This is a genomic window from Methylobacterium sp. WL64 (assembly GCF_008039945.1).
GTDB lineage: Bacteria > Pseudomonadota > Alphaproteobacteria > Rhizobiales > Beijerinckiaceae > Methylobacterium.
Genome location: NZ_VRVA01000298.1, coordinates 1 through 863, shown reverse-complemented (window position 1 = coordinate 863; position 863 = coordinate 1). Strand labels below are relative to the sequence as shown.

1 protein-coding gene is annotated in these 863 nt (G+C 66.9%); it reads right to left on the bottom strand.

The window, feature by feature from the left end:
• Positions 1-7: 7 nt before the first annotated feature.
• Positions 8-813 (bottom strand): IS5 family transposase gene (locus tag FV242_RS33985; protein ID WP_147942043.1). Its coding sequence is split into 2 segments (ribosomal slippage): positions 8-477 and positions 477-813, totalling 807 coding nucleotides; the frame shifts between segments, so codons are not numbered across the junction.
• Positions 814-863 lie beyond the last annotated feature (50 nt).

Below are 863 nucleotides of genomic sequence, written 5' to 3'. Positions count from 1 at the left end.
AGAGCGCCTAACAGAACCGTCTGATCTGGTTGAGAGTGATGAGGCTGGCGGCGAGGCTCGTGAAGGCCTCGTAGATGTCTGCGCGTCGCTCGTAGCGGATGGGCAATCGACGGAATCGGTTGAACCAAGCGTGGGTGCGCTCCACGACCCAACGATGACGACCGAGTTTCTCGCTGCTCTCGATGCCCCTACGTGCGATGCGCGGCACGATCCCCCGCACCCGGCACTCCTGGCGGCGGGGTCTGGCATCGTAAGCCTTGTCAGCGTGCAGCTTGTCTGGACGACGTCGCGGTCGTCCGCGCCGACCGCTCCGCACAGACGGGATGGCATCGAGGGTGGCCGCCATCATGACGGTGTCGTGCCGGTTGGCACCGCTCAGGCAGAAGCCGAGCGGCGTGCCGCGCGCGTCGGTGACGAGATGGCGCTTCGTGCCCGGCTTGCCCCGATCCGTCGGGTTCGGGCCGGTGGCAGGCCCCCCTTTTTGGCCGGGACAGACGCGCTGTCCAGGCAAGCCCGGCTCCAGTCGATCTCCCCTGCTGCGTGCAGGCGCTCCAGCAACAAGTCATGCAGACGGCTCCAAACGCCCGCCGCCTGCCAATCCCGCAGTCGCCGCCAACAACTCATGCCGGAGCCGCAGCCCATCTCGGCCGGCAGCATTTCCCACGGCAGCCCCGAGCGCAGCACGAACAGGATGCCCGTGAGTGCGGCCCGGTTCTCAATTGGACGACGCCCGCCCTTCGGACGCGGCCGAGGCGGCGGGAGGAGCGGCGCGATCTCATCCCAGAGATCATCGGGGAGAAGCAGTCTGGCCATGCCAAACCAACGCTGAAAACCAAGCTCGGTGCCGTTCTGTTAGGCGTTCT